Origin of the sequence: Clostridium beijerinckii (assembly GCA_003129525.1) — a bacterium.
Taxonomy (GTDB): domain Bacteria; phylum Bacillota; class Clostridia; order Clostridiales; family Clostridiaceae; genus Clostridium; species Clostridium beijerinckii_D.
In genome coordinates this window covers 2,865,716-2,891,348 of sequence record CP029329.1, presented here as the reverse complement: position 1 = coordinate 2,891,348, position 25,633 = coordinate 2,865,716, and the positions used below count along the sequence as shown (strand labels likewise).

The 25,633-nt window shown below is 28.1% G+C and carries 18 protein-coding genes; 3 read left to right on the top strand and 15 right to left on the bottom strand.

The genetic code is table 11. The features are described from left to right. Positions 1 to 14 precede the first annotated feature (14 nt). On the bottom strand, positions 15 to 4,241 hold the full coding sequence (locus DIC82_12775) for a 2-hydroxyglutaryl-CoA dehydratase (GenBank protein AWK51837.1): 4,227 nt from the start codon (positions 4,239 to 4,241) through the stop codon (positions 15 to 17). Positions 4,242 to 4,503: 262 nt separating this feature from the next. Here DIC82_12775 and DIC82_12770 point away from each other — a divergent pair, with 262 nt between their 5' ends. Both DIC82_12770 and DIC82_12765 read left to right on the top strand, forming a co-directional pair. Beyond that, positions 4,504 to 4,884: a VOC family protein gene (locus tag DIC82_12770; protein ID AWK51836.1), complete on the top strand. Its 381-nt coding sequence runs from the start codon at positions 4,504 to 4,506 to the stop codon at positions 4,882 to 4,884. A gap of 139 nt (positions 4,885 to 5,023) precedes the next feature. Then, entirely contained in the window at positions 5,024 to 6,637 is a 1,614-nt protein-coding gene (locus DIC82_12765; GenBank protein ID AWK51835.1) for an IS1182 family transposase, read from the top strand. A 184-nt stretch (positions 6,638 to 6,821) separates the two neighbouring features. Here DIC82_12765 and DIC82_12760 read toward each other — a convergent pair whose 3' ends face one another. The 4 genes from DIC82_12760 to DIC82_12745 form a co-directional block, all read right to left on the bottom strand. Beyond that, positions 6,822 to 7,199 (bottom strand): hypothetical protein, encoded by a 378-nt coding sequence (locus DIC82_12760; GenBank protein AWK51834.1) that lies wholly within the window; start codon positions 7,197 to 7,199, stop codon positions 6,822 to 6,824. Between the two features lie 200 nt (positions 7,200 to 7,399). Next, positions 7,400 to 7,744: a hypothetical protein gene (locus tag DIC82_12755; GenBank protein AWK51833.1), complete on the bottom strand. Its 345-nt coding sequence runs from the start codon at positions 7,742 to 7,744 to the stop codon at positions 7,400 to 7,402. Positions 7,745 to 7,934: 190 nt separating this feature from the next. After that, positions 7,935 to 8,774, bottom strand: a complete 840-nt coding sequence (locus DIC82_12750; protein ID AWK51832.1) for a metallophosphoesterase — start codon at positions 8,772 to 8,774, stop codon at positions 7,935 to 7,937. 266 nt (positions 8,775 to 9,040) lie between these two features. Beyond that, positions 9,041 to 10,228, bottom strand: coding sequence for a hypothetical protein (locus DIC82_12745; GenBank protein AWK51831.1), 1,188 nt, complete (start codon positions 10,226 to 10,228; stop codon positions 9,041 to 9,043). A 287-nt stretch (positions 10,229 to 10,515) separates the two neighbouring features. Between DIC82_12745 and DIC82_12740 the strand changes: the two genes are divergently transcribed. Next, entirely contained in the window at positions 10,516 to 11,412 is an 897-nt protein-coding gene (locus DIC82_12740; protein ID AWK51830.1) for a cation transporter, read from the top strand. Between the two features lie 155 nt (positions 11,413 to 11,567). On the opposite strand, the gene DIC82_12735 is transcribed toward DIC82_12740, so the two are convergent. The 10 genes from DIC82_12735 to DIC82_12690 all read right to left on the bottom strand — a co-directional run bounded on the left by DIC82_12735 (position 11,568) and on the right by DIC82_12690 (position 25,533). Continuing rightward, positions 11,568 to 12,566 carry an anion permease gene (locus DIC82_12735; GenBank protein AWK51829.1) on the bottom strand — a complete coding sequence of 333 codons (999 nt, stop codon included), beginning with the start codon at positions 12,564 to 12,566 and terminating at the stop codon, positions 11,568 to 11,570. A gap of 376 nt (positions 12,567 to 12,942) precedes the next feature. Beyond that, entirely contained in the window at positions 12,943 to 13,941 is a 999-nt protein-coding gene (locus DIC82_12730) for an anion permease (protein ID AWK51828.1), read from the bottom strand. Further along, a complete protein-coding gene (locus DIC82_12725) occupies positions 13,934 to 14,560 on the bottom strand; it encodes a DUF47 domain-containing protein (GenBank protein ID AWK51827.1) in 627 nt (208 codons plus the stop codon). Before DIC82_12725 ends, DIC82_12730 begins: the two co-directional genes overlap by 8 nt. Before the next feature lie 334 nt (positions 14,561 to 14,894). Next, positions 14,895 to 16,838 (bottom strand): hydrogenase, encoded by a 1,944-nt coding sequence (locus DIC82_12720; GenBank protein AWK51826.1) that lies wholly within the window; start codon positions 16,836 to 16,838, stop codon positions 14,895 to 14,897. A gap of 366 nt (positions 16,839 to 17,204) precedes the next feature. Beyond that, a complete protein-coding gene (locus tag DIC82_12715) occupies positions 17,205 to 18,695 on the bottom strand; it encodes a hypothetical protein (protein ID AWK51825.1) in 1,491 nt (496 codons plus the stop codon). Continuing rightward, positions 18,688 to 20,424, bottom strand: coding sequence for a hypothetical protein (locus DIC82_12710; protein AWK51824.1), 1,737 nt, complete (start codon positions 20,422 to 20,424; stop codon positions 18,688 to 18,690). The genes DIC82_12715 and DIC82_12710 overlap by 8 nt, the downstream gene beginning before the upstream one ends. Positions 20,425 to 20,792: 368 nt before the next feature. Continuing rightward, entirely contained in the window at positions 20,793 to 21,500 is a 708-nt protein-coding gene (locus tag DIC82_12705; GenBank protein ID AWK51823.1) for a methyltransferase, read from the bottom strand. Positions 21,501 to 21,638: 138 nt separating this feature from the next. Then, the gene (locus DIC82_12700) at positions 21,639 to 22,712 is read right to left on the bottom strand and encodes a polyamine ABC transporter ATP-binding protein (GenBank protein AWK51822.1); all 1,074 of its coding nucleotides are present in this window, start codon (positions 22,710 to 22,712) and stop codon (positions 21,639 to 21,641) included. Positions 22,713 to 22,726: 14 nt separating this feature from the next. Beyond that, entirely contained in the window at positions 22,727 to 24,403 is a 1,677-nt protein-coding gene (locus tag DIC82_12695) for an ABC transporter permease (protein AWK53087.1), read from the bottom strand. Between the two features lie 116 nt (positions 24,404 to 24,519). Beyond that, positions 24,520 to 25,533 (bottom strand): iron ABC transporter substrate-binding protein, encoded by a 1,014-nt coding sequence (locus tag DIC82_12690; protein AWK53086.1) that lies wholly within the window; start codon positions 25,531 to 25,533, stop codon positions 24,520 to 24,522. Positions 25,534 to 25,633: the final 100 nt, after the last annotated feature.

Below are 25,633 nucleotides of genomic sequence, written 5' to 3'. Positions count from 1 at the left end.
CTTTACACTATCTATTATATTTTATTAAAAGCACTTGCAAGCATAAGTTTAATTCTATTATTTTGATTTACTTCACTTGATCCTGGATCATATTCTATTGTCACTATGTTTAATTTTTTATTTTGTTTCTTCAAAGCCTTAATTGTCCCTCTTGCTACTGCATGAGCTGGTAAACATCCAAAAGGCTGCATACAAACCACATTATTAACACCCCAGTTAGATAGTTCTATGATTTCTCCAGGTAGTTTCCACCCTTCTCCCGATTGATTTCCAAGAGATAAAATTTCACTTGCATTATGAGCTAATTCATCAATTTTTTCACTAACATAAAATATTTCACTGCTTTTAAGTGCATCTAAATATACTTTTTGATATTTTTCAATAATACTAATTGTTAATTGTCCTTTTATTTTGTTTATGTATGTGCCATCTAAATGTTTGTGATTAAATATTTGATTTTTAGCACTAGCTAAGAATAATGATAAAAAATCATTATGTACAACTTCAACGCCTTCATCTTCAAGCATTTTCACTATATGATTATTTGCAATTGGATTAAACTTAACTAATAATTCTCCAACTAAACCTACTTTAGGCTTATCTACATCAATTCTTGGCAAATTTTCAAATTCATTAACTATATCATTAATTATATTCTTAAATTTATTCTTAATTTTATTCTTATTTGGTTCATTAAAGAACTCCTTACAGATTTCTAACCATTTTTCGTAAAGTTCATTTGCACTTCCCTTTACTTTTTCATAAGGTCTAACTCTATGAAGAACTTTACTTAATAAATCTCCATAAATAACTCCGATTATAGATTTTTTTACTAACTCAAGGTTTATTCCTTCTAAGCCACTGTCCTTCTTTTGCCCTGCAAGACTTAGAGTAAAAACAGGTATATTTTTAAACCCTGCTTCCATTAATCCTTTTTCCAATACCTTAACATAATTGGTATATCTACATTGTCCTTCGGATTGAGCTAATAACACTCTCGTATTATCTAAATCATATTTCCCAGATTTTAATGCATCTATAAGTTGACCTATAACAACTATTGCTGGATAACAAATATCATTATTAATATATTTTAAACCTTCTTCAATAGCATTATTATCATCTTTAAGAACAACCAAATTATATCCACTTTGATTAAATGCTGCTTCTAATATTTCAAAATGTATTGGCGAAAACTGTGGTACTATAATAGTTCCTTTTTTGCTAGTATTAACAGAATTATTATTTAGCTCAAGTTCTTTTCTAACTCTTACAAAATTATTATTTTCTCTTTCACCTATTGCAGCTTTTAAAGATCTTAATCTTATTCTCGCAGCACCTAAATTACTTCCTTCATCAATTTTAATATTAGTATATATTTTAGAACCACTATGTAATATCTCTGACACAACATCTGTAGTTAATGAATCTAATCCGCAACCAAAGGATGTAAGTTGTACTAGCTCCATATCATCTCTATCTAATATGTAATTAGAAGCCCTATATAATCTCGAATGATATGCCCATTGGTCAACTATATTAAGCTCTTCTTTTAAATCCCCTAAATGAGCTATAGAATCCTCTGTAAAAACTGCCATACCTAAACTATTAATAAGCTTTGGCATACCATGATTTATTGCTGGATCTATGTGATATGGTCTTCCTGCAAGTACTATTCCCTTAATATTATTTACCTTTATGTAATCTAAAGTTTCTATTCCTTTATTTCTAATGTCTTTTTTAAATTCTTCTTGAGCTATCCATGCCTTATCTAAACAATTATTAATTTCTCTTTGAGAAATACTGAAGCTCTTTAATGCTTCTTTTAATCTTTTTTTAAGTTTTGATTTATTAGCTATGGGTAAAAAAGGATTCATAAAGTTAACATTATTCAATTCTATAGATTCTAGATTATTTTTTATAACCTCTGAATAGGATGTAACTACGGGGCAATTAAATGTATTTGTTACGTTTTCAAATTCTTTTGTTTCATGAAGTATACATGGGTAAAATATATTTTTAATTCCTTTTTCTATTAAATCTTCTACATGACCATGAACTAATTTAGCTGGATAACATGCCGTTTCTGATATTATTGATGTTAAACCTTTTTCATAAATTTTCTTAGAAGACTCGGGAGATAATTCTACTCTAAATCCAAGTTCTGTAAAGAATGTAAACCATAAAGGATAATTTTCATATATATTTAATACCCTTGGTATACCTATTACTCCACGTTTAGCTTCATGTTCTTCTAAAGGTTTATAACCAAATAATCTTTTGTACTTATATTCATAAATATTTGGTATATACTTTTTGTTCTTATCCATCCCTAGTGGTTCGTCACATTTATTACCTGCAATGAATCTGTTTCCGTTATGAAATTTATTAACTGTCAATAAACAATTATTTGAACATTTACCACATCTAACTGCAGTAGACTTCATTTCTATTTTCTCTACATTTTCCTTATGTACTAAAGTTGTTTCATATGCTTCTGTATGCCTTTCTTTAGCTAAAAGTGCAACACCAAAAGCTCCCATAAGCCCTGATATATTTGGTCTTATAACCTGACGTTTTGATAATAGTTCAAAACTTCTAAGTACCGCTTCATTGTAGAAAGTTCCCCCTTGAACAACTATATTATTACCAAGCTCATCTGGATTTCTAAGCTTAATTACTTTATATAATGTATTTTTAACAACAGAATACGCAAGTCCTGCTGCTATGTCCTCTACTGTAAAACCTTCCTTTTGAGCTTGTTTTACCTTTGAATTCATAAATACAGTACATTTTGAGCCAAGGTCTACTGGTGATTTTGAAAATATAGCCTTCTTTGAAAAATCCTTTATGTCAAGTTTTAAAGATTCTGCAAAAGCTTGCAAGAATGATCCACAACCTGCTGAACAAGCTTCATTTAGTGTTATACTTTGAATAGTTCCATCTTCTATCCTTAAGCATTTCATATCTTGTCCACCTATATCTAATATAAAATCAACATCATTGCAAAAGAATTTTGCAGCTTTATAATGAGCAACTGTTTCTATTTCTCCTATATCAATTCCAAAAGCTTCTTTTAATAAAGCTTCTCCATATCCAGTTACGCCAGAATTTATTATTTTAGCATCTTTCGGCAACTTTTCATAAATTTCTTTTAAAATTCTAACTGCAGTATTTACAGGATTTCCTTTATTACTAGCATAATATGAATAAATAATTTCTCCATCTTCATTTATAAGAGTAGCTTTAGTTGTTGTAGACCCTGCATCAATTCCTAAAAAGCAATTCCCCTTAGCCTTTTCAATACTTAATTCTTTAACAACACTTTTATCATGTCTATTCTTAAACTCATCATACTCCTGTTGATCTTTAAAAAGTGGTTCTAAGCTATGAGCCATTTCTTCTTCTGATGATTTTACTTCTTCTAATTTTCTTAAAATCTCATCATAATTTGTGTTGTTTTTAGTATCACAGCTTAAAGCTGCACCTAAGGCAACATAAAGTTCTGAATCGTCAGGGAAAATAACTTCCTCATCCTTTAATTCAAGTACTTCTATAAATCTTTTTCTAAGTTCTGAAAGAAATGTTAATGGTCCTCCTAAGAATGCTACCTTGCCTAATATTGGTCTTCCACATGCTAACACACTTATAGTTTGTACTACAACTGCATGAAATATAGACATTGCTATATCTGCTTTTCTAGCACCTTCATTAATTAAAGGTTGTACATCTGTCTTAGCAAAAACTCCACATCTAGCTGCTATTGGGTAAATATTATTACATTCTTTTGCTATTTCATTTAAGCCACTAGCATCCATATTCAAAAGTGATGCCATTTGGTCTATAAAAGCACCAGTTCCCCCAGCACATGTCCCATTCATTCTTTGTTCAACGCCACCATTTAAATAAGTAATCTTTGCATCTTCTCCACCTAATTCTATAACCACATCAGTATCTGGATTATGCTTTTGTATAGCCTTAGTGCTTGCTATAACTTCTTGTACAAACTCAACATTTAACTTTTCAGCTAAACTCATTCCACCTGAACCTGATATTGAAAATGTTAACTTACTGTCTTCTATAAGTTCTTTTGCATCTTCTAGACATCCCCTTAAAGCATTTCTTATATCTGATAAATGCCTTCTATATGTTTTATATATTACGTTTTCATGTCCACTTATAACAACCATTTTGATAGTTGTCGAACCAATGTCTATACCTATTTTTAACAACTTATTCATATCTTTCTCCTATTGGTAAATTACTATATAAAATTAAACTTTTAATAGCTTTGCTTTTGTTTACACTAAATTATAATTACTAATACAGAATTATACCATATATTTTATACACTAATTAATAGTATTTGTTTTTATTTGTACATTTATTTGTTTAATTTTAATGCAATTGTTTTTTTTGAATTCTGAAAGTATACTTATTATATTATTATTTTTATTTGGCATATTAAAAAATTTGAATATGTCTTATGCAAAGGAGAATTTTATGAAATTAAATTCAATACACCATATTGCCATTATAGTTTCTGATTATGAGATATCTAAAAATTTTTATGTAAACATATTAGGATTTGAAATTATACGGGAAAACTATAGAAAAGAAAGAAATTCCTATAAATTAGATTTAAGAATAGGTAACAGTGAAATAGAACTTTTCTCAATGCTTGAACCGCCAAAAAGACTTACTAGACCTGAAGCATGTGGATTAAGACATCTTGCCTTTTGCGTTAATAATATTGAAGAGGTTATCTATGAATTAAATTCAAAAGGAATTGCAACAGAACCAATTCGAATAGATGAATACACAAATAAAAAATTCACTTTCTTCAATGACCCAGATGGATTACCCTTAGAATTACATGAATAAAGATTTAATTTCAAATTAAATATTAAAATTTTAGGGGCTGTTGCAAAACTAACATAGTTAGTTTTGTAGCAGCTCATTTTTTTTAAGAAATAAAAAAATGTGAATTCCGAAGAAATCACATTTATTGTATAATTAAGTTATGTACAAAATAAAGAAATCATACACTAAAGATTATAATGAATTTAATGATAATTTTCAACTTATATTACCATTAAATTTGGAAAATTTAATACCAGAAGATGATTCTGTTCGCTTGCTAAGCCACGTATTGGAGGGATTAGATTACAGAAAGTTGTATAAGGCGTACTCTTCCGTTGGAAGAAAACCGGCAGTGGAACCCAAAATCATGTTCAAAATAATATCGTATGCGTATTCTCAAAATGTTTATTCAAGTAGAAAAATAGAAAAAGCATGTAAAAGAGATATAAATTTTAGATGGCTGCTTCAAGGATGCAAAGCCCCTGATCATGCTACAATTAGTAGATTTCGAAAAGATTATCTTTCAAATGAAGTAATTGAAGAATTATTTTATCAGCAAGTTAATTATTTAGCTGATCAAAATGAAGTATTATTTGAAAATGTATTTATTGATGGTACTAAAATCGAGGCGAATGCCAATCGATATACTTTTGTTTGGAAGAAAGCCATTTACAAAAATGAAGAGAAAATGTTTAATAAAATTCTTACTCTTGTTGAAAATGTCAATCTTGAAGAATTGAAAGAATTTAGTATTCAAAAAGAAACATTGATAAATGATCTCGATAAAATTCTCGAATGGCTTTTATATGAAAAAGAGAAGAGAAACATAGAATTTGTTCATGGAATTGGTAAGAGAAAAACTACAATTCAGAAATGGATAGAGCAACTATTTGAATATAAAGAGAGACAAGAAAAATATAATTTCAGTAAAACCATATTCTCAAATAGAAATAGTTATTCTAAAACTGATCCAGACGCAACTTTCATGCATATGAAAGATGATCATATGAGAAATGGTCAATTAAAGCCAGCATATAATGTACAAATTGCAGTTGAAAGCGAATACGTGACCGGTGTCGGAATATTTGATGATAGAAATGACATAGCAACACTAATACCTATGCTTAATAATATGCAAGAAAAAATTGGTCGTAAATATCTTAATGTGATTGCAGATTCGGGTTATGAAAGCGAAGAAAATTATTTATTTTTAGAATACAATAATCAGACCCCATACATAAAGCCGCAAACTTATGAAAAGTGGAAAAAAAGAAGTTTCAAAAATGATATAAGTAAGCGAGAAAATATGCAATATGATGCTGAATCAGATTTTTATGTTTGCAATAATGGTAGAAAGTTGATTCCGACCTCTATTATTCATAGAAAATCCGCCAGTGGATACAAATCAGAAGTTACTGTTTATGAGTGTGAAAGCTGTGATAATTGTGTTCATAAAGAAAAATGTACAAAAGCAAAAGGAAATAGAAAGATGCAGGTTTCGAAAACTTTTGTAGAAAAGCGTGAAATATCTTATAGAAATATTACAACTGAAATTGGAGCTAAATTAAGAATGAACAGATCTATTCAGGTCGAAGGAGCATTTGGAGTTCTAAAAAGTGACTATGAATTCAATAGATTTTTAACACGTGGAAAAAATAGTGTAAAAACTGAATTTATTTTGCTTTGTTTTGGTTATAACATTAACAAATTGCATTCAAAAATCCAAAACGGAAGAACTCAAAAACATCTTCATGAATTAAAACAATCTGCCTAATTATGGAATAATTTAAGTAGGCTTATTAAAGTGCGCTTAAAACATAAAAATCTCTCAATAATTATTATTCAATTTTAATTATTAAGAGATTTTTTAATTTAAAACGAAAAGAAGTGTCGCTTCTGATTAAAAATTAATCATTTTGCGACACGCCCTTTTTTATTAAAATGTTGAAAACTAAAACTTACATTGCCCTACCAGGCATTACTGCATCTACTATTCCAATAGCTAAAGCTGCTAATAATGCACCTATTATAGACACGCTCATATTAGGAACTAAAAATTGTGCTACATATATTATTACTGCGGCAATAGCAAATCCTTTTAACCCCTTTCCAAAAGGTGATGCATCAACTCCCATAAATGATTCTACTAAATAATCTAATACACTTATTACAATTGCAGCTAATAAAAATGACCATAATCCATTAATACTAAAACCAGGTGTGAAAAATGATGTTATTCCTAAAATTATTGCTGTTAATACTAGCCTTCCTAACCAACCCATAATACTTTTACCACCGATATTATCTCTCGTTGAATGTTCTTTATCATGTACCATTTGTAATTACCTCCTCAAAAAATTAATTTTATTTTAATATGAGTGTAAATATATTTTGCCCCCATTATTAAAAAATATGACATTATTACTATATAATTTTTTTAAAAAGTAAAAAGAAGCCCTATGACTTTTTATTTATCATAGAACTCAAATGCATAACCTTCATTTCGATTGATTATTTACGTAAGTATAGTTTTTATCTAAAAATTACTTCCATTCCATCCCCAATTTTCAACTTCCTCATATTTAACATATATTTTATCTTGTGGTATTTGCAATTCTTCCTCATAAATACTACAAATTTCTTTAGTTAACACAGAAAAGGCTTCTTTGCTTGCCTTTCCAAATATTTTAACTTCAATGAAAGCACCCTTATCTAACTTTTCCCCTCCTAAGTAAAGTGTATATTCATCTTCAAATCCAATCATTAAAAATGTTTCACTTTTCCCTGGAATTAATTTTATTGCTTCACCTAATCTTTTCTTTACTATTTCTTCTTTTTCTTTTGAAATTTTTACTGTTATTTTAGATCCTATAAATGGCATATAATAATCCCCTTTCTATGTATACAATTATTATCTTTTTTTTATTATTTATATTATAAGTTATAGGTATTTAAACAACAACTAGTATTTTCCATACATATTGTTTAACGGCCATAAAAAACACGTGGTTAAAAGATTTGATTCTTTATATAGAAATAAAATATATATATAACAAAACATATTAATTAGTTTAATTTAATAAAGTTATACTAACTATTTCTGGCCTATTAAATAATCTTACTCCTGGTCTGCTATGTCCAATACCTCTACTTACAATAAGCTTTTTATTATTCACTTCATACACTCCGCTACTATATTTAGGAAAGAATTTCCTTTCTGGTGAAAGTAATGCTCCTACAAACGGCAATCTTATCATACCTCCATGAACATGCCCTGATAATGTTAAGTCTACATTATTCTTTGCGTATTCCTCAAAATATAGTGGATTATGTGCTAATAAAATGTTATATTCCTTTTCACTGCATTGATTAAGTACTCCAGTAATTATTTCTTCTACATTCGAAGGTTTATTTATTATTTTATAATATGAAAGTGGAATATCCATTCCATAAATATTTATATAGTCTTTTTTTCTCATTATATTTATTTTTTCATTAATCAATACTTTAATTCCAAATTTTTTAAGTTTTTGTATAATGAGGTCTAAATCATCTTTTTTTAATCTTACTTCATGATTTCCTAAAATATAATATATATCATATTTTTTGCTCAAAGTTTCTGACAAGCTTAAAAATTTTTCAAAATTTGTATCATACTTATTAACCATATCTCCAGTCATAACAATAATATTGGGATTTTCATTATTAATCTTTTTAATTAATTGAATATTATAATTTTTAAGACCATAGCTATGTAAATCTGATAAATGAACTATTTTAAAATTATTAAACCCTTTGGGAATTTTATCACTTTTAATTTTATAGTTTGATACTTTTATTAAAGTATTATCAAAATATATTAATGCGGACAGTAAAGCCAAACTTGATATGGCTATTAGATTTTTAATCATTTTTTATTATTCTCCTTGCTAATCTCTTTTCCATTGTTTCTTTTAATTATAGCAATTAAAAGATAAATAAAAAAGTCATCAAAATATATTATCAAGATGACTTTTTATTATATATTTACAAAAAACTAACTCTATTAGCAATTATACATTTATTAAATAAATTTTTAAATATTAATAGTTTAGTTTCCTACCATATTTGAACTTTCAGTGACATTTATAAGTTTTATTTACATATATATATATATAAAAATTTCAATGTTCTTCTTTTATAAAGTTTCATTCTCAAGTTTCAAAGTTAATTTAGTAATTGCCTTTGAAATACTTTTAATTAAACTAATTTCATCTCTATCTATAATTTCTAATTTTTTTATCATTCCGTTTCCTAATATATTTATTCTAGTGATAACTTTATCAAGAAGCTCTTTAGACTTAGTTTCTTCTATATTTATGAAATCTTCCCAAAATAATAATGGTAAAATCAAAGCTTCTAACACTACATAACTTGTGTTAAAAATTTCTTTATAGATTAAACAATCTTCATAGCAGAGCATTATAAAAAATTCACCTGCAACTTTTAGAATATTATCTTTGCTTTCTCCTTTGCATAAAACTGATCCTATCACCCCTATAATTCCATTAATAATTAAATTTTGTATATCTTCTGGTAAATCTGATATAAGAGATATCGAAAAATCATTTATTATCTTTGAAATTGTTGCTTTATTTGTGTTCTGTTTTAAAACTCCATTTTCATCTAAAAGTATATTACATTTGTGATAATATAAAGGATTAATTTGAAAGTCTGTTTGTATATAATGACATCTTCCTTCAATTGAGTTAAATAAACAATTAACATAATCATATTTTGAGTTTATACCTATTATTTTTGATTTATTTATATTTATTTCTTCTTTATACTTATTTACAAATTCATTGGAAAAACCTTGTCCATTAACTGAAATGCAACTCATTATTTTAGGAGATAAAACTGTTACATATTGAGCTTTATTTCCGCCCTTTGAATGTCCAGTTACAGTGATATTATTATAATCAAGGCTATTTATATAATTTAAAGCATCTATTTGCTCTACAGTATCAAATTCATAAGCCCCTTTACCATTATCATCCCATTCTTTTATTGTAGTTGTTCCTCTAAAAACTACTGTTGCATTATTTTCCTCATCTGCAAAACATACAAACCTCATTCCATATTTATAATTATCTACATTTTTAATTATAAGTTTTTTTAAATTAGGTTTATTTATAATTTGCTCCAGTATATTTATCCATTCACTTTTAGTCATTTTTAAATTGCAACTGCCAATACTATCTAAGTCTTCATTAGTTAATATCTTATTTACAATGTCTATAAGTTTTTCGCCTTCTTTAAAATTCAATTTTAAGTATACTAAATTATCTAAAAGTATTAACTCCTCATAGGTTAACTTACACATTATGCCTCCATTAGATAATAACTCTATTACTAATTTATTCAATTTTATTGCAAAAGTACATTAGATAATAATTTTTATACAATATTACAATTCATTATCAATTGATAGTATATTCTAATTGGCTTAAATCCTTGACTTTCTATTATATCTGGGTATATTATTATATATAATTTGTTTGATTAATTGATATTCAACTAATTTTGATTGCATTATCTAGTTCCAACTAAAACGTTCCAATGTATATTATCAAATGATAAATAAATAGTTAAATTATGGAGGTTTTTTATATGAATGCTAAAGTTAAAGTAGCTAGATTATCGCTACTTTCAAATACAAGTTTAATAATTATGAAATTAGTTGTTGGCCTTTTTACTGGGTCAGTAAGTATAATATCTGAAGCTATACATTCAACTATGGATTTACTCGCTGCTGTAATAGCGTTTTTTTCCGTAAGAATATCTGATAAACCCGCTGACGATACACACCCTTATGGACATGGTAAAGTGGAAAATATTTCCGGTGTAATAGAAGCTTTGCTTATCTTTGTTGCTTCTATTTGGATAATAATTGAAGCTGTAAAGAAGATTATTAATCCTGGCGAAATAGACTCTGTTGGACTTGGATTTATAGTTATGTTTATTTCTGCTGCTATAAATTTTATAGTATCAAAAAAGTTATATAAAGTTGCTAAGCAAGAGGATTCAATTGCGTTAGAGGCTGATGCCCTTCACTTAAAAGCTGATGTTTATACATCATTAGGTGTAGGTGGTGGTTTATTTCTTATATGGATTACTGGTTTAAATTACTTAGATCCAATAGTTGCAATTTTAGTTGCTATATTTATATTAAAAGAATCTTTTGAATTATTAAAAACTGCGTTTAATCCTCTTTTAGATGTTAAATTATCTGATGAAGAAATTGAAATAATTAAAGATAAAATAAATAGATATGATTCTGTATTTTGTAATTATCATGATCTTAAAACAAGGAAATCTGGACGAATAAGATATATAGACTTACATTTAGTATTTCCTGAAAATAAATCAATTAAAGAAGCTCATGATATATGTGATAGAATTGAACAGAATATAGAACAAGTTCTAAAATATGCTGAAGTCATGATACATTTGGAGTCTTCTGATACAACATGTAATTGCAGTGAATGCAAAACTAATTGCATGTAACAACGTATGTATGCCTCTGAAATAATAGGTATACATTTTTATCTCTATAATAAAACAAACCTGTAGACGCTCCACTATATGAAGATCTGCAGATTTCTTAAGTTTAAGGAATTTTATATTTCTCATCTTTCTATAAATATAAAACTTTCATAAAATTATATAAAGAGCTTAATTATAGTTATTATTAATGCTGAAAGACCCCCTGTTATTGGTATAGTTAAAACCCAAGCCCAAACTATGTCTTTTGCTACACCCCATTTTACTGATTTAATTCTTTTAGATGCTCCAACACCCATTACAGTTGTTGTAATTATATGGGTTGTACTAACTGGAGCATGGAATAATGTTGCCAATAATATTACTAATGATCCACCTGTTTGAGCTGCAAATCCATTTACCGGTGTTAATTTTGCCATTCCACTCCCCATAGTTTTAATAATCTTTTTACCACCTATAGAAGTTCCAAGTGCCATAGCTGAAGCACAAACTACTATAACCCATGTAGGAACATCAAATGTATTTATAAATCCTCCACTGAGTAGCGCCATTGTTATTATTCCCATAGATTTTTGAGCATCATTTCCGCCATGGTTAAATGCCATAAATGCGCCTGCAATAACTTGAAGTTTTAAAAACATTTTATTTACCACACGAACTTTAAATGGCTGTAAAATCCAGTTCAATGATTTCATTAGTATATAACCTGCTACAAATCCTATAACTGGCGAAAGAAATAACCACAATATTACACTATGAAAAAGATTATACCAATTAACAACATCAAATGTGCAGGTATAAGCAATTCCACCTCCCACAAGTGAGCCAATTAATGCATGGGATGAACTACTTGGAATACCAAAATACCAAGTAATTAGATTCCATACTATTGATGAAATTAAAACCCCCAAAATAACCCACTGAGGTATAGATGTAAAACTCACAATATTTTCACCTACAGTTTTAGCAACTGCTGTGCCTGTGAATGCACCCATGAAATTAAATATTGCACATACTATTATAGCCACTCTCGGTGTAAGTGCTCTTGTAGTAATAGAAGTAGCAACTGCTGTAGCTGTATCATGAAATCCATTTATAAAGTCAAATATTATTACTAACAATACTATTAATATTGTTATTGTCATAGTACTAAACATCCTTAACTACATCTCCTTAAAAATATAAACATTCGACATATTATTAGATCTTATAGCCCCGTTAAATTATATTAAATTTACCTAAATTTAATAAATATTTAAATACATTTAATATAATTTCTATATTGCTTACTATTAACTAGATTATCTTTAGACTTCTTTTATGTACATTAAAAAATAATAGACCAAATATACTTATCTATTTTTTATCATATTTTGTTGGAGAGTTATGCTTTTGGCATAACTCGCCTCCTTAATTAACACCAAATATACTGCCCATCATTGGCCTTTTCTGTTTTCCAATGTGTTTTATCCTGTTTAGAAAAATATTTGCTTATCACTCTCTATAACTATAATAACACTTATTTTTGAAAAATTATGTAAATAGCTTAATTATAGTTATTATTAATGCTGAAAGACCAGCTGTAATTGGTATAGTTAAAACCCAAGCCCAAACTATATTTTTAGCTACACCCCATTTTACTGATTTAAGTCTTTTAGATGCTCCAACTCCCATTACAGTTGTTGAAATTATGTGAGTTGTACTAACTGGAGCATGAAATGATGTTGCAATAAATATTACTGCTGCAGCACCTGTTTGAGCTGCAAATCCATTTACTGGCGTTAATTTTGCCATTCCACTCCCCATAGTTTTAATAATCTTTTTTCCACCTATAGAAGTTCCAAGTGCCATAGCTGAAGCACAAGATATTACAACCCATGTAGGCACCTCAAAATTACTAATAAATCCACCACTTACTAGTGCCATGGTAATCATACCCATAGATTTTTGAGCATCATTTCCACCATGGTTGAAAGCCATAAGTGCACCTGCTGCAACTTGAAATTTTAAAAATATTTTATTTACTGCACCAACTTTATATGGCTTTAAAATACAATTTAATAATTTCATTAGTATATAACCGCCTACAAATCCTATAACCGGTGAAAGAAATAACCATAATACTACACTATGAAAAAGATTATACCAGTTAACTACATTGATTGAACCATTATAAGCTATTCCTCCACCTACTAATGCTCCTATTAATGCGTGAGATGAACTACTTGGTATACCAAAATACCACGTAATTAAGTTCCATATTATAGCTGAAATTAAAACCCCAAGTATAACCCATTGTGCTATTGATTTATTACTTACAATATTTTCTCCCACGGTTTTAGCAACCGCTGTTCCAGTGAATGCACCAACAAAATTAAATATTGAACATATTATTATTGCAGTTTTGGGTGTAAGTGCTCTTGTAGTAATAGAAGTAGCAACTGCTGTAGCTGTATCATGAAATCCATTTATAAAGTCAAATACTAAGACAGCAATTACTATCAATACTGTTACAATCAAAGTACTATGCATTCTTAATGACAACTCCCTCTACAGTGTTTGCAATTTTTTCACATCTATCAATAGTATTTTCTAAAATTTGATATATTTCTTTCCATTTTATAACTTCTATAGCATTTTTCTCATTTTTGAATAGTTCAGCTACTGTTTTTCTAAATAAAGAATCTGCTTCACTTTCAATTTTATGTAAACTTAGAATTCTTTCTTTAATACGCTCTCCTTTGTTGCCCACTAAACTTAGTTCTTTCATTAATTGAAAAATATTTTCAGTGCACTCTACTATCATATCAGCTAAAAGCTTAGATTCAGACGTACCTTCATTAATATCATACATTAAAAATCTATGCATTGTTGAATTAATTAAGTCTAATATATCATCCATTTTCTTAATTAATGAATAAATATCTTCCCTATCTATTGGAGTTATAAATGCTTCATTTAACTCTTTAACTACTACACTTACTAATCGATCTCCGTTATGTTCTAACTCTTCAATCTTATTAACATTACTTTCCTTATCTGATAAGGTATCCAAACTTCTTCTTAAAATCACTGCCCCATCATTCACATTTTGCGCTGCTTCTAAAAACAATTTATAGAATTTATCTTCTTTTGGCTTTAAGTTAAACATCTTATCACTTCTCCCTATAAAATATAAATCTTCGACATGTTATTAAATTTTCAATCCTGTACAAGTATATTATATTTTTAACTAATTTTAAACTGTTTTTAACAAAACTTAACCTAAATTTAATATTAGCTACTTTTAGTTTAACAATATATTCCTCATTTATTTACAATTTTAGTCTTGGATATGTTATTATGTCCAAACTTAAAAAATTTATCCATTCATAACAACTAACTATAAAAAATAAGTTTAGAATTTATATTATAAATATACAATTATCGCTAATAAGCACGCAAATTTTATTTTGCGTGCTTAAAATATTTTATATTATCCTAAATTAATCATTATTCTTCTTAATTCTTGGAAAATATGTGGTATGAAGCAATTCATGAGCCTTATGGCTTAATGGATGATCTAAATATTTTTCATAAATCGCTAGAACCTCTGGATTTTCATTTGATCTTCTAAGATTCTTAGTTCTATCTATATCATTTAAACCTTCTGCTCTTTTTTGTAATGCTACTTGTTTGTTTCCTTTTATTTTAGGTTGACCACCACCGCCAACACAGCCACCTACACAAGCCATTATTTCGATAGCATGGAAGAATTCTTCACCAGATCTTATTTTATCTAACATCTTAGCCGCTTCTTTAAGTCCATGAGCAACTCCTATTCTAAGTTTCATGTCTCCAGCTTCAAGCTCGCAAACCCTAAAGCCATCCCATCCTCTAAGACCTTCAAATTCTATATTATCAAATCTCTTTCCAGTCATCTTTTCAAGAGCTGTTCTTGTAGCAGCTTCAATAACTCCACCTGTTCTACCGAAAATAATTCCAGCACCAGTATATTCGCCCATAACTGGATCTATTTCATCATCTTCAAGCTCTTTTAGGTTTATTCCTGAGTTTTCAAATATTTTAATAAGCTCTCTTGTTGTTATTACATAATCAACATCGTAATTCATATCTACTGAAAATTCTGGTCTTGATGCTTCATATTTTTTTGCAATACATGGCATAATTGCAACTGAAGTCACTTCATCTCTTTTAAGACCTTTTTCCTTAGCCCATATCTCCTTAGCAACTATTGCAAACATCTCCATTGGTGACTTTGCAGATGAAGGAACCTCTAACATATCAGCATAGTTTTCCTCTATAAATTTAATCCATGACGGACAACATGAAGTAAGAATTGGAAGTTTAACACTTTCATCTCCAGCTAAATGTCTTTCAAGTCTATCTTGAAGTTCTGCTGCTTCTTCCATTATAGTTAAATCAGCACCCCAGCTTGTATCAAATACAAAATCTACTCCTAATTTTTTAAGACCTGCTGCTAATTTCTTTTCAACATTTTCTCCTGGTTCAAATCCAAATGCCTCACCTATTGCAACTCTTATAGCTGGGGCCATTTGAGTAATTACTACTTTATTAGGTGTAGCTAAATCTCTAAGGAATAAAAGAGTATTATCTCCGGCTGTGATAGCATCAACAGGACATGCTGATATACATGCACCACAATGAGTACATCTCTCATAATCTATATCATGTTGTTTTTTCAATTCTCCATTTATGCAATCCACAGGACATGCTCTTTTACAACTTCCACATCCAATACATTTTTTTGTAATTGTTAATTTTATAAGATGATTACATTGTGATGTGTAGCATTTTTTTTCTTCTATATGTTCTTCTATTTCCGCATAAAATTTTTCTATTATTTCTTCCATAATATTATGTTTTTGATGCATTTTACCTTTTACAGTTACTGCAAGATTTCTCAAAAGATAAATTTCACGGATATTAGATACACCTTTACTTATTCTATCTAAAATATTAAACATTTCAGTTATATCATCTTTAACAATTTCATAATTCTTATATGAACCATCTTTAATTTTTGCGAGTAAATACTCTATGTAGAATTTTTCAAACTGAATTATGCAATCTTCTTGTGATAAGATAATGATAGTTCTGGTAATATTTTCATAAAATAATCCAAAATCAAATTCTTTATCTAAGCTATCTTCAGTTAAAAAACCTCCAAATGGAAGTCCAATTTGAGCTGCTTTAAAATTACTCTTATTTATAATTCCTCCGCAAAGCTCTATTATATCTCTAAGAGTAGCACCTTCAGGTACTTGTATTATTCCCGGCTTATTTATTTTCCCACAAATAGCTATACTTCGTTTATTATCCGTTATTTCTTTTAATTCTTTTTCACTAAAAACAGAAAATACTGAACCCAATGCACTTTGTATTAACGCTGTCTTTTTATCTGTCATATTATTCACTCCTTAACTCCTAGAACTCTTTTATATTATGTGTGTTTATGCATTAGTCTATCTTATTAAATGTTAAAATTTGTACTAAAATTAAAAGTATACAAACTTATGTTGTTATATAAAATGAAACTATTTTTATTATACTTATTACTATAATATTAGTAAAGTTATATTTTTTCTTGAGTATTTCTCTATATAGTGTAATATAAATATCACATAAATTATAGCACTTCTATTTATATTTTGTGTTATTAATCATAATTTATCTTAAAATTTATTCTATACTAATTATCCTGCTAAGTGTAGGGAATTAGAAAAAAGCAGTAAATTTATTTTTGACAACTTTATGTTTAAGACTATGTTTTATTAATAAATCTCTTTTTTGTAATTACTTGGGATATTACCAGTATATTTTTTAAAATTATAGGAAAATTGTCTATAGTCACTGTATCCTATTTCTACTGCAACTGTTGCTACTGAATGGCCTCTTCTTAATAACTCAATTGCTTTTTCTATTCTTAGTTTTCTTATATATTCTAAAAATCCTACTCCTAAAGATTGTTTTAATTCTCTACACAAGTAGCTTTCATTTAAATAAACACTACTTGCAACAATTCCAAGAGAAATATTCTTATTGTAATTGTTGTTTATAAATCTAATCGCTCTTTTTATGCTACTATCTTCTAATATCCCATTGTACTCTCGTATTTTTTCAATAGCTAAAGTTATAACTGTCTCTAAATCATATTTTAAATCTATCATTAATTTATAATCATTTTTAATTTCTATAGCTTCTAAAGATGTAGTGCTTATTTCTAATTCATTCAATTTTTGTTTTATCTTTAAAATCAGCTCGACTACAATTTTATTTATTGTTACTTTCTTTGTAATGCTGATACTAAATTTATCAAACAATTTATTGATATTTTCCTCACAAAGTTTCCTGTGGCAGTTAACAACATTATCTACTATCTCATTTGCTAACTCTTCAAGTATATGATAACTCACAATAAAAGAATCTTCTTTTTCTTCATTTAGAATTTTCCCATAACCTTTATAAAAGCATCTTTCAAACAAATCTTTAGCTTTTCTATAAATACATTTTAATTTTATTGGTTCTCCTGAATTTGTTATTGCTATAGTAATAATTCCTTCCACTTCTTCTAAAATCTTATTTATTAATTCGGAAAAATTTCCATTTACATCATCCTTCATAATTAAACCTATTCTATTTGAATGTGCATCAAATATATATGCATCATTTATATTTTCTGAAATCCAAGTTTTTATTATTGATGAAATTCTTATATTTAACTTTTCTTTATTTTCTTTGATAAAGTATTCATAGCTGTCATTATTAATAAGTATTACTCTAATTTTACTTATGCCATAAAAGTATTTATTTACATTTTCTATTTCGCTTTGTCCTCTCATAATTCTTAAAAGTTCTTTTTCACTATATATTGTATTTGTATCTTTTTCTTTTTTTATTAAATTTACAGCATTCATAATAGCTTCTGTAAACTCTTTTACCTTTATTGGTTTTAATATAAAATCTAACGCATTGATTTTTATTGCTCCTCTAGCATATTGAAAATCATCATATCCTGATATAACAATGAATTTTACATTAGGTAAAAGTATCTTGATTTTCTTAGCCATTTCTATACCATTTACTTCTGGCATATTTATGTCTGTTACTATTATGTCTGGTTTAAGTTCATTTGCTAAATCTATTGCTTCATAAGCATTAGATGCTTCTCCACAAACCTCACAATTCATTTTTTCCCATGGAATTATGCATTTAAGTCCTTTTCTAGAATAATATTCATCATCTACAATAAAAACTTTAATCACTTAACTTCATCTCCTTTTTAGGTACAGTTACAGAAAATATAGTAAATTGTTCTTCCTTATTATATGAAATACCATAATCTTCACCATAAAATAGTTTTATTCTTTTATTTACATTATCAATTCCAACCCCTTCTCCTTTTTTCTTACTATTATTTAGTCCTACTCCATTATCTTTAATTTGAAAACATAGGTTATCTCCTTCTTCAAAACCATTAATAATTAAAAGGCCTTGTCCAACTTTTTCTTCTAATCCATGCACAATAGCATTTTCAACTAATGGTTGAAGCATAAGTTTTAATATACTGTATTTTTTAATTCCTTCTTCTATATTAATATTAATTTGAAGACTGTCCTTATACCTATAATTTTGAATAATCAAATAACTCTTTATTTGTTCGAGCTCTTTCTCTACAGTTACAATGTCTTCTATAGTATTTACGTTATATCTAAAAAATTCGGCTAATGCATCAGTAGTTTCAATTACTGCTTCGCTTTCTCCAAGTCTTGCAAGCCAATTAATAAGGCCTAATGAATTATATAAAAAGTGAGGATTAACTTGAGATTTTAATGCTTTAAATTCTGCTTTCTGAACTAATAATTCCTTCTTGTAATCCTGCTCTATTAACATATTTAACTCATGAACCATATCATTAAATCCTCTAGACAATTCTCCAATTTCATCATTAGTGTTATTATTTAGGAATACCTTTAGATTTCCCTTTTCTACTTCCTTCATCAACACTCTCATTTCTATAATTGGCTTTGAAATCTTTTTAGACATTATTAATACAAAACATATAGCTGCAGTAACTACAAAAAAAGTTAATATAAATAGTACTCTCATATTATCAAAAACTTCTTTTAAAAAGTACTTTTCAGGTACTAATTCCATTACCCTTATTTTTGTGTTGGTAGTTGTTGTATAATATCCTTTATAATCTTCATTTTCTAAAGTAACATCTAAAACTCCTTGATTATTAGTCATTTGATTTAAATATTTAGAATTAAATTTAAATCCAGTGAAATTTTTATCATTTTTGTCTGTAATAATGTATCCGTTATCATCCATGAGTATAATATTTGAATCCTTAACAAATGATATATCTTCAAAGATATCATCAAAATAACTATCATATACATCTGCTATAACATATCCTATTATTTCTTTTGTATTTTTATCTACTATAGACTTTCCAATTACAAGAACAGTCTCCTGAGAATTTTCCCCATCTACTCGCCTATGGACCTGAGTTACAACTCTATCTTCATTTTTATTTAACTTCTCATAAAAATTTCCTCTTGTATCATTATAAACTGTGAAATAATAGTTTGTAGTTGAAAACCTACTAGATTTATCTAGATTAACAATATGAAGTGGTATTTGTATAGTTTGAGTTGCTAATATTGTATTGGATATTTGATATAACTGTTGAGTATCATTAAATTTACTTTGAATTAAGTATTCTTTATTATTTTCCTTAGATATAATCCTCTGTACATCAGGATTTTCAGCAATATACTTTACAATATTTTCATATGTATTAATATTATTATCTATTAATCTAGATGCTATATTTATATTGCTATTAGTGTAATAATCAAATTTATCATAAGTTGATTTTATAATAAACAAAGTATCATATATCCATAATAAAAATAATGGAATTATTCCAACAACTAAAAATACCATTAGTAGTTGTCTTTTGAAGCTGAAGTTGTGTTTAAACAAGTTCTGTCATCTCCCTATAAATTTATCAATTATTTTTCTCATAACTTTTAAAATTTTACCATATTTATATGATAAACTATTTTAACGCATATTTGTTAAATAATAGTTGTATATTTTTAATTTATAGATATTCATAGTTAAAATTGCACTTATAGTAGACATACATCTGTTCCAGTTACTGAACATTTTGTGTGACTAAAATAAAAACATGCCTACTTATTTTTAGTTTTATATATGCCTCTATATATCTCATTTAGTAGCTTTTCTATAATATGAATATATACACAACCACAAATAAAGGGTACTCTTTTTATATCAGAGTACCCTTATTTCGGCGGATTATAATTTACACTGTTGGTATCTATATTCTAATCTTTCAATTCATAAATCTGAGTGACATATTCATTTGATCCACATTCTATTAGAAATACATCTATATCTACATACTTTGGAATTTTAATAGTAAGTAAGCAACTTTTAATTTTTCTTTTTTCTTCAGTTTCTTCTAGATAAAATTCTAAGTTAATTATTTTTATGCCTTTTGTTAATATATACCCTTCTATACATTTCATAGCTTCACTTTTATCTATATATTGAATATATATTTTGCAAATTTCACCTTTAGTTATAAATTTTCTTTCAACTCTCTTTAATGTGGCTAATACTATAACTATTGAAAATGCGGATAAGATACTTATACTGTAGTAACCAAGTCCAATTGCTAGTCCAACACAAGCTACTACCCATAAAGATGCAGCTGTTGTAAGACCTTTTACAGAACCTTTTGTATGAATTATTGTTCCTGCACCTAAAAATCCTATACCACTTATAACTTGTGCTCCAAGCCTTCCCATATCTATTTTAATAGCATTTCCCAAAATCTCATTTGAATTTATTAATGCTATTGATTCATTAACCATTTTTACTTGTATTAGTGAAATTAACGTAGCTCCTAAGGCCACTAAAATATGTGTTCTAAAGCCTGCTGGACTATTTGTTGATTCTCTTTCATATCCTATTATTCCACCAATTATTACCGCCAATAATAATCTTAATCCAACTTCCTGTAAAGGCATAACATTTAATTTCCCTTCTTATTTATATTATAAGGCATAAAATCTAAGATAACTAAAAAGTGATATTCATTTATACCTTAATATATCATATGGTTAATATATTATATGGTTAATATGTTGTTTCTTTATTTGCATTTACTAGATTATATGAATATTATCTCTGTCAAAATTCACTACTACATCTTGTCCTTCTTCATATACTTTTTTAATTTGTGGGTTAGAATCTTCACATTTTAAAACTCCATTTTTAAGTTCTATTAAATACTCTTGATAGGCACCCATAAAAGTTGATCTTAATACTTTTCCTTTAAATAAACCTTCATTACTAATTTCAATGGCTTCTGGTCTTAATACTAGCTTACAAGAATCTCCTTTTTCTTTATTTCCCTTATATGGTGCTTTAAAGGTTATATCACCAATTTTAATAGTAGCTCTTTCTTCTCCTTTTTCTAAGATTTCTCCACTAATAAAGTTTGCTGCTCCAATAAAATCTGCTACAAATTCTGTAGTAGGTTTATAATAAATTTCCTTAGGAGTTCCAACTTGTTCAACTATACCTTTATTCATTATTATAATTCTATCTGAAAGGCTCATAGCTTCTGATTGATCATGGGTTACATAAATTGCAGTAATTCCAACATGCTTTTGAATCTTTCTAATTTCTGCTCTCATATATACTCTAAGCTTTGCATCTAAATTAGATAAAGGTTCATCAAACAATAGTACTCCTGGTTCCATAACAAGCGCCCTAGCTAAAGCAACTCTTTGTTGTTGTCCTCCAGATAATTGATTTGGATATCTTGTCTCCATATCATTTAGTCCTACTAAATCTATTATATTTTTAACTTTATTTTTAATGTCTTCCTTTGATATTTTATTTATTTTAAGTCCATAGGCAATATTGTCGTAAATATTTAAATGTGGAAATAATGCATAACTTTGAAATACCATTGCTGTATCTCTTTTATCAGGAGTCAAACCATTTATTTTATCTCCTCCTAAATAAATTTCCCCGCTAGTTGGAATTTCAAATCCTGCTATCATTCTTAATATTGTTGTCTTTCCACAACCAGATGGTCCAAGGAGAGTTATAAATTCACCAGCTTTTATATCTATTGAAATATTATCTACAGCTTTAAATTCAGAATTCCCACCATGAGTTGAATAGACTTTTGTTAAATCTTTTATGTTAACGCCTTTACTTCTTTGCATATATATCACTCCCATTATAATATATTTTCATCACTACTACTTACTCCAAACTTGCCAAGTATAAAGTACATAAATGCAATTGCAATTAATACAATAACAATTAACACTGTTGAGAAAGCTGATGCTACACCAAATCTCCCGTTGTCTACTTGAGATAAAATAGAAGCTGTTAATAATTGATATTTTGGTGTTACTAAGAATACTATTGCGCTTACAGCAGTCATACTCCTTACAAACGTATACACAAGCCCACTAAAAAATGCTGATTTTATTAATGGTAATGTTACAGATACAAAAACTTTTGATGAATTTGCCCCTAAATCTTGTGCTGCTTCTTCTATAGCTGGATCTATTTGTTGTAGCGCTGCTACACCTGATCTTACCCCTACTGGTAAACTTCTGACAATAAATGCAATAACTATAATCAGTCCTGTTCCTGTGAGTATTAATGGCTTTGTATTATAAGCATTTATATATCCAAGCCCAAGTACTGTACCTGGGACTGCCATTGCCAAAATCGAAGTGAATTCTATAAAGCTTCTTCCTATAAATCTTTTTCTCACTATTATAAATGCAATAATCATACCAAGTAATCCTGTAATTGGAGTTGCATAAATTGATAATAACGTAGTATCCTTTAGAGGTTTTAATCCTAAATTAAATACATATTGAAAATGATTTGTGGTTAATGAATAATCAATCCCCATTACTTTAAAGACTCCACCAAGTGGCACTAATATATAAAAAGCAAATACAAAAATTGAAATAGCTAAACAAATTATATCTATTGGCCATACAATTTTAGCTTCAGTTATTAATTCCCTTTCTCTTGAAGCTTTTCCTGTAACTGTTACATACGACTTCTTTTCTATCCAGAACTTTTCTACCACAAATAGTATTATTGATAAGGTTAATAATATTACAGCTATGGCAGCACCACCACTCATATCATAGTTTCCTATAGCTTGCATATAGACTTTTGTAGCTAAAGTTGAGAAGTTTCCACCAATAACCATTGGATTTGAAAAATCTGCTACTACTTCAATAAATGTAAGTAAAAATGCATTTGCAAGTCCTGGTAACATTAATGGAAGTGTTACTGTTCTAAATGTTTGCCACCTTGATGCTTTCATGCTTCTAGCTGCTTCTTCTAAGCTTGGATCTATCTTTTTTAATAAACCTATTAACAAAAGATACGCTACAGGGAAAAATGTCATGGTTTGAACCATTACAAGTCCTCTAAAACCATATATATTTGCATCTTTAATACCAAATAATTGTCTCGTTACAAGTCCAAATTGTCCAAATAACATAATTGCTGATAATGCCAAAACAAAAGGTGGCGATACTATTGGTAGAATTGATACTAATTTAAATAGTTTTTTGAAATGAGATTTTAAATATGCATCTGCATATGCAAAAATAAAACCTATAACAGTTGCTAATATTCCAACCGTAAAGCCTAATATTATTGTATTTATAAAGGTTTGTCTAAAATCTATATCTTTTAATGCTTTTATATATGCACCTAACGAAAAGGTAGAATTTTCAATAAAACTTGCTTTTAGAACTGAATATAGAGGGTATATTATAAATATCGATAATGTAATTATTAAAAATATTATTGTAGTAAAAAGTATAGGATCTCTCCATATCTTTTTCATATCATCTAAATCATTTCTATTACGCATTTTGCGTTTACTAATTCTCATACTTCTATCACCTCTATATATTATTTAGGAATAGGTATGATAACACACCTATTCCATTTAGAATTATTAAATAATTTTAGTAAATTTATATCTCTTTATTTTATAGCATTATTCCATTTTTCAACAAGCTCACTTCTAACACTACCTGCCCAAGCTAAGTCATAATCTATTAATTTAGTACCTTTAACTTCATTAGAAAGTTCTGGTGCTACAGCATTTTTATTTGTTAAGAATTGATATGATCCAACTGTTTGTCCAATTTCTTCTCCTTCTTTACTTAAAACAAAGTCAACAAATTGCTTAGCTGCTTCTTGATCTGGTCCACCTTTGATTATTCCTGTTGCGCCTATTTCATATCCTGTACCTTCACTTGGTGCAGTTAAAACTAAATCCTTCATCCCTTCTTCTCTATACTTAATACCATCATGTAAGAATGAAACTCCAACCATTACTTCACCTTGTCCTGCTAATCTTGCTGGAGCTGTTCCTGATTTTTCATATGATTTAATATTTCCATTAAGTTCTTTCATGTATTTAAGTCCTTCTTCTTCACCTTTGATCTGAATTATTGTTGCAAGTGCAGTATATGCAGTTCCTGATGAACCTGGATTTGCTATTGATACTTGTCCTTTAAATTCAGGCTTTAATAAATCCGCCCAGCTTGTAGGAGCCTTTACACCTTTTTCATCTAATAATTTTTGATTTGAAACAAATCCTAAATATCCAACATATATTCCTGTCCATGCTCCATTTGCATCTTTATATTTATCTGGTATATCCTTTGCATTATCAGAAACATAATTTTCTAATAATCCATATTCTTTTGCTTGTACAAATGCATCTGCTGGTCCACCATACCATATAGAAGCTTTAGGATTATCTTTTTCTGCTTGTACTCTACCAAGTATTTCTCCAGAGGACATTCTTACAGCTTCAGCTTGAATTCCAGTTTTTGTTTTAAACTCTTCTACAACCTTAACCATATGATCTTCCATAAGTCCACAATAAATAGTTAATTTTAAATCTTCATTTGCTGTCTTTTTAGTTGTTTCACTTGTACTTTCAGTTGTGGTTTTACTTCCACATCCAACAAATAAACCTGCAATCATTAGTGTAGCCATTGAAATTGATAACAATTTCTTAATTTTCATTATTTATCCTCCTTAATTTTTATATAATTCATTGTCTATTATAATTATAACGTAAACA

Bases quoted from the DNA above. Each gene is read 5' to 3' on its own strand.
- DIC82_12775 (AWK51837.1), bottom strand. From the start codon at position 4,241: ATGAATAAGTTGTTAAAAATAGGTATAGACATTGGTTCGACAACTATC.
- DIC82_12770 (AWK51836.1), top strand. From the start codon at position 4,504: ATGAAATTAAATTCAATACACCATATTGCCATTATAGTTTCTGATTAT.
- DIC82_12765 (AWK51835.1), top strand. From the start codon at position 5,024: ATGTACAAAATAAAGAAATCATACACTAAAGATTATAATGAATTTAAT.
- DIC82_12760 (AWK51834.1), bottom strand. From the start codon at position 7,199: ATGGTACATGATAAAGAACATTCAACGAGAGATAATATCGGTGGTAAA.
- DIC82_12755 (AWK51833.1), bottom strand. From the start codon at position 7,744: ATGCCATTTATAGGATCTAAAATAACAGTAAAAATTTCAAAAGAAAAA.
- DIC82_12750 (AWK51832.1), bottom strand. From the start codon at position 8,774: ATGATTAAAAATCTAATAGCCATATCAAGTTTGGCTTTACTGTCCGCA.
- DIC82_12745 (AWK51831.1), bottom strand. From the start codon at position 10,228: ATGTGTAAGTTAACCTATGAGGAGTTAATACTTTTAGATAATTTAGTA.
- DIC82_12740 (AWK51830.1), top strand. From the start codon at position 10,516: ATGAATGCTAAAGTTAAAGTAGCTAGATTATCGCTACTTTCAAATACA.
- DIC82_12735 (AWK51829.1), bottom strand. From the start codon at position 12,566: ATGTTTAGTACTATGACAATAACAATATTAATAGTATTGTTAGTAATA.
- DIC82_12730 (AWK51828.1), bottom strand. From the start codon at position 13,941: ATGCATAGTACTTTGATTGTAACAGTATTGATAGTAATTGCTGTCTTA.
- DIC82_12725 (AWK51827.1), bottom strand. From the start codon at position 14,560: ATGTTTAACTTAAAGCCAAAAGAAGATAAATTCTATAAATTGTTTTTA.
- DIC82_12720 (AWK51826.1), bottom strand. From the start codon at position 16,838: ATGACAGATAAAAAGACAGCGTTAATACAAAGTGCATTGGGTTCAGTA.
- DIC82_12705 (AWK51823.1), bottom strand. From the start codon at position 21,500: ATGCCTTTACAGGAAGTTGGATTAAGATTATTATTGGCGGTAATAATT.
- DIC82_12700 (AWK51822.1), bottom strand. From the start codon at position 22,712: ATGCAAAGAAGTAAAGGCGTTAACATAAAAGATTTAACAAAAGTCTAT.
- DIC82_12695 (AWK53087.1), bottom strand. From the start codon at position 24,403: ATGCGTAATAGAAATGATTTAGATGATATGAAAAAGATATGGAGAGAT.
- DIC82_12690 (AWK53086.1), bottom strand. From the start codon at position 25,533: ATGATTGCAGGTTTATTTGTTGGATGTGGAAGTAAAACCACAACTGAA.